This is a genomic window from Brevundimonas sp. (genome assembly GCF_032107865.1).
In the GTDB taxonomy this organism is placed as follows: Bacteria; Pseudomonadota; Alphaproteobacteria; order Caulobacterales; family Caulobacteraceae; genus Brevundimonas.
In genome coordinates this window covers 1-4,485 of sequence record NZ_DAMCNG010000209.1, presented here as the reverse complement: position 1 = coordinate 4,485, position 4,485 = coordinate 1, and the positions used below count along the sequence as shown (strand labels likewise).

At 67.9% G+C, this 4,485-nt stretch carries 7 protein-coding genes; 6 read left to right on the top strand and 1 reads right to left on the bottom strand.

All coding sequences use genetic code 11. From position 1 onward, the window contains the following. From RT567_RS13895 to RT567_RS13875, 5 genes are all read left to right on the top strand, one after another. Positions 1 to 778, top strand: a 778-nt coding sequence (locus RT567_RS13895) for a TldD/PmbA family protein (RefSeq protein WP_313576872.1), incomplete at its 5' end; no start/stop codon positions are given. After that, the gene (locus RT567_RS13890) at positions 775 to 1,569 is read left to right on the top strand and encodes a 3'(2'),5'-bisphosphate nucleotidase CysQ (RefSeq protein WP_313576871.1); all 795 of its coding nucleotides are present in this window, start codon (positions 775 to 777) and stop codon (positions 1,567 to 1,569) included. The genes RT567_RS13895 and RT567_RS13890, both read left to right, overlap by 4 nt. A 13-nt stretch (positions 1,570 to 1,582) precedes the next feature. Continuing rightward, complete coding sequence (locus tag RT567_RS13885; RefSeq protein ID WP_313576870.1) at positions 1,583 to 1,834, top strand: DUF4170 domain-containing protein; 252 nt, start codon at positions 1,583 to 1,585, stop codon at positions 1,832 to 1,834. Positions 1,835 to 1,932: 98 nt separating this feature from the next. Continuing rightward, a complete protein-coding gene (locus tag RT567_RS13880) occupies positions 1,933 to 2,094 on the top strand; it encodes a hypothetical protein (protein WP_179205024.1) in 162 nt (53 codons plus the stop codon). Continuing rightward, positions 2,091 to 2,282: a hypothetical protein gene (locus tag RT567_RS13875; RefSeq protein WP_313576869.1), complete on the top strand. Its 192-nt coding sequence runs from the start codon at positions 2,091 to 2,093 to the stop codon at positions 2,280 to 2,282. The genes RT567_RS13880 and RT567_RS13875 overlap by 4 nt, the downstream gene beginning before the upstream one ends. Before the next feature lie 3 nt (positions 2,283 to 2,285). On the opposite strand, the gene RT567_RS13870 is transcribed toward RT567_RS13875, so the two are convergent. Then, complete coding sequence (locus RT567_RS13870; protein ID WP_313576868.1) at positions 2,286 to 2,951, bottom strand: fused DSP-PTPase phosphatase/NAD kinase-like protein; 666 nt, start codon at positions 2,949 to 2,951, stop codon at positions 2,286 to 2,288. Positions 2,952 to 3,054: 103 nt separating this feature from the next. Here RT567_RS13870 and RT567_RS13865 point away from each other — a divergent pair. Further along, on the top strand, positions 3,055 to 4,485 hold a 1,431-nt coding region (locus RT567_RS13865; protein WP_313576867.1), incomplete at its 3' end, for an ABC transporter ATP-binding protein.

Below are 4,485 nucleotides of genomic sequence, written 5' to 3'. Positions count from 1 at the left end.
CATGGAGCGCGGCGGCGAAAGCCGCGCCGTCCGCCACCTGTCCGACCTGCCGGACGCCCAATCTATCGGCCTGAAGGCGGGCGAGCGCGCCATCGCCCGCGTCGGCCCGCGCAAGATCGCCTCGACCACCGCCCCCGTCATCTTCGAGAACCGCGTCGCGACGCAGGTGCTGTCGCCGCTGCTGGGCGCCATCTCCGGCCCGTCGATCGCGCGCGGCAGCTCCTTCCTGAAGGACAAGCTGAACAAGACGGTCCTGCCGACCGGCGTCGACCTGATCGACGACCCGTTCCGCCCGCGCGGCCTCGGCTCCACTCCCTTCGACGACGAGGGCGTGGCCGTTGAACGGCGCGAGATCGTCAGGGACGGCGTCCTGACCACCTGGCTGCTGAACACCGCCTCGGCGGCGCAGCTGGGCCTTCAGACCACCGGCCACGCCTCGCGCGGACTGGCGGGACCATCCGGCGTCTCGACCCACAACCTGCATCTGGCGCCGGGCGAAGGCGATCTGGACGCCCTGATGGCGCAGGCCGGGACGGGCCTTCTGATCACCTCCATGTTCGGCCCCTCGCTGAACGGCAACACCGGCGACTGGTCGGCCGGGGTGTCCGGCTTCTGGTTCGAGAACGGCCAGCGCGCCTACCCGGTCAGCGAAGTCACCGTGGCGGGCAATCTGATCGACCTCTACGCCCGCCTGCAACGCGCGGGCGATCTGGAGTTCCGCGGATCGTTCAACAGCCCCTCCCTGCTGTTCGACAAGGTGGCGATCGCGGGCAAATGAGCGACTACAGCGCCGACCTCGATCTGATCCGCGACGCGGCGCTGGCTGCGGGTCGGCTGGCGCTCGAACATCGCGAAGCCGGGCTGAAGGTCTGGTCCAAGGACGGCGGCTCGCCTGTCACCAGCGCCGATCTGGCGGTGGACCAGCTGTTGCGCGACGCGCTGCTGACCGCCCGGCCCGACTATGGCTGGCTGTCCGAGGAAACGGCCGACAGCACCGAGCGCCTGTCGAAGAAGCGCATCTTCGTCGTCGACCCGATCGACGGCACGGTCGCCTTCATGAAGAACAAGCCGTGGTGGTGCGTGCCCATCGCCGTGGTCGAGGATGGCCGCCCCGTCGCCGCCGTCATCCACGCCCCGATGATGGACGAGGTGTTCGAGGCCACGCTGGGCGGCGGCGCCCGTCTGCAGGGGCGCCCCATCAGCGCCTCCGACACCGACGATCTTGAAGACGCCGAGCTTCTGGCCGACGCCCGGCTGATGGAAGCGCGCGAATGGGACGAGCCCTGGCCGCCGATGCGCTTTTCCAAGCGCAACGCCCTGGCCTATCGCATGGCCCTGGTGGCGGCGGGGGCCTTCGATGCAGCCATCGCCATCAGCCCCAAATGGGACTGGGACGTCTGCGCCGGCGCCCTGATCGCCGAAGAGGCCGGGGCCAGGGTCAGCGACCATATGGGCCGTCCGTGGCGCTTTAATCGCCCCGATCCGCGTCAAACCAGCCTGATATGCGCCGCGCCGGCCCTTCACCCGTTGATCGTGAGGCGCACAGCGCCTATCCCGCTGGCCATCTGACATTCCTCCCGCAATGGACCCCCTCTCCATGGCCGACTCTCACGACCCCCAACTGCTTCACCTCGTCATCGGCGGCGAAATGCGCCACCCGGCCGAGCCCGTCTTCCGCGACCTGTCGCAAGTCGAGTTCGTCGGCGCCTTCGGCAGCTATGACGAAGCCAAGAAGGCCTGGAAGGCCCGCGCCCAGGCGACCGTCGACAACGCCCACATGCGCTACTTCATCCTGCACGCGCACAAGCTGATCGATCCGCGCACCGAAGGCTGATCGACCGTTCACGGCGCAGTTACGCCGCTGTTCAGGAACCGCAGGGGCGGCTGATGCGCTTTCTCATCAGCCGCCTTTGTTCATGAACAGGATTCGCCATGCTGCCGACCCTCATCGTCCTGCTTCTGGTGGTCGTCGCCGTGGCGGCGATCGTCTGGGTCGTGCGCAAGGGGCCGCCGCACGTCGCCCGCCCTGGCGAAGACCAGGACACCGCCTGGAACGACCCCATCACCCCCGCTGATCGGGACCGCAGACCTTGACCCTTTTCGGCCAGACGCTGGACGGCCAGCAGATTTTCGGCGTCGTCTCCTTGATCGCCGTCCTGGCCCTGTGGTTGATCGTCTTTTCTCGCCAGCGCGATCACGTGCGTCAGATCAAGCGGTGGAAAAAGGAAGCGGCGGCGCGCAAGACCCCGCCGCCCGCCGCCGGACGCGGCCCCTGGGGCTGAGACCTATTCGCGTTTCAACAGGCGGTCGACGACCAGCTTGCCCCACCAGCCGGCCTTGAACTCGGCGCGGATCGCCTTGGGATCATAGGCGTCGCTCTCGACCCAATCCTTGAAGCTGACGCCCGAGGGCTCGACCTCGGCGACATATTTCTCCAGCGTATAGTCCAGCACGCCGGTCAGCCCCTCGCGGCTGTGCAGGGTGCGCTTGCCCAGTTCCTCCATCGCCGTTGAGATCGGCTCGCCCAGGTGGAAGTGGCGATAGAAGACCGCCATCATCCCCGCCCGGTCCGCGCCTGACTTGCAGTGGATCAGGACCGGATACTCCATTGTCTCGAACAAGGCCTTGGCCCGGCGCACCCGATCCTTGCCCGGCGGATCGCGTGAATCCAGCGGCGCGTCGATCAGGGTCAGGCCCAGCCGCTCGCAGGCGTCCTTCTCCAGCCAGTAATAGGCCTCATCCCGCTGGCCGCGCAGATTGACGACGGTGCGGACGCCTTGACGCTTCCACCATGCCAGCTGACGCGGCGACGGCTGGTTGGTCCGCACCATATCCGGTCCCAGCCAGTGTGCGTTGGTGAACGCCGTGCGCAGAAAGGCGTGATCCTTCCAGAAATAGGACCAGCGCGCCTTGAAACGGCCGAACGGCGTAGTCAGATCGTAGCGCCCCATGACGGCGAGATAGCGCCGTTTGCACCCGGCGTCACCCGCCCAAGGCCGTCTCTCTCGCGCACGGCCGCTTGACTTGACGCCTCAGCCGTTCGACCGAAGGCCGATGACCGTTCCCGCCCCTCATGACGACGCCCGCGAGCCGCTGCGGCCTCTGCTCGCCCGCATCTGGCGCGAGTATCTGTCGCGGCACAAGCCGGCCTTCTTCACCTCCATGCTTCTGGCGGGCTTGTCCGGCGGCCTGACGGCCCTGCTGCTGAAGTTTCTGGAACCGGCCATCGATCTGCTGTTCGGCCAGCACGCAGGGCCCGTGACGATCTGGAAGACCGTCACCATTCCGGCGGACAAGGTGCTGATCGCCATTCCCCTGTTCATCATCGTCGTGGCGGTGATCCGCTCGCTGAGCATGGCGGGCCAAGCCGCCATGGTGAACCGGCTGGGCCACGGCATCGTCGGCGACATCCAGAAGCAGCTGTTCTCGGGCATGATCCGCGCCGACCTGTCGCGCTTGCGCAGCCAGCATTCGGGGACGTTCGTCTCCTCCGTCCTGTTCGACGCCAACCTGGTGCGCGAGGCCTTCACCTCGGGCGTGGTCAACTACACCCAGAACGCCCTGATGCTGCTGGGCGTCATCGTCGCCATGGGCTTCATCGACCTGCCGCTGACGCTGATCGTCCTGCTGGGCGTGCCGGTCGTCAGTTGGATCATCCGTCGCTTCGGCAAGAAGTCGCGCAAGGCCGCGCGCGGGGCCATGGTCGAGACCGAGGCCCTGTCCAGCGCCCTGATGGAAAATCTGGACGGCGTCCGCGTCATCAAGATCGAGAACCGCGAGGCGGCAGAGGAAGCCCGCGTCTCCACCGTCATCGACCGCCGCCAGCGCCACGTCATCAAGGGCGCCGACAGCCGCGCCTTCGCCGGTCCGGCCAGCGACATCGTCGCCTATGGCGTCGTCGCCGCCGTCATGGCCTATGCCGGATGGAGCGCCAGCCAGGGGCAGATGACGGTCGGCGCCTTCGCCTCCTTCATCGGCATGCTGCTGCTGGCGGGTCAGGCCCTGCGCCAGGTGACGAACCTGACGACCGTGCTCAGCGAGGGCTTCACCGCCGCACGCCGCCTGTTCGCCGCCCTGGATATCGAGCCCGAGATCCGCGAGGCCAGCGACGCCGCCCAGGTCGCGCCCGGCCCCGTCACCGTCGCCCTGGAACACGTCTCCTTCGCCTATCGCGCCGACGAGGACGGGTCCGCCCCCACCCTGTCAGACGTCTGCCTGCACGTCGCGCCGGGCGAAACCATCGCCCTGGTTGGCCCGTCGGGCGGCGGCAAATCGACCATCCTCAGCCTGTTGCCGCGTTTCTATGACGTCACGGCGGGGCGGGTGACGCTGAACGGCCGCGACATCCGCGAGCTAAGCCTGTCGTCCCTGCGCGATCACATCGCCCTGGTGACGCAGGAGCCCTTCCTGTTCGACGACACCATCGCCGCCAACATCGCCTATGGCCGCCCCGGCGCGACCGCTGAGGACATCGTGGCCGCCGCC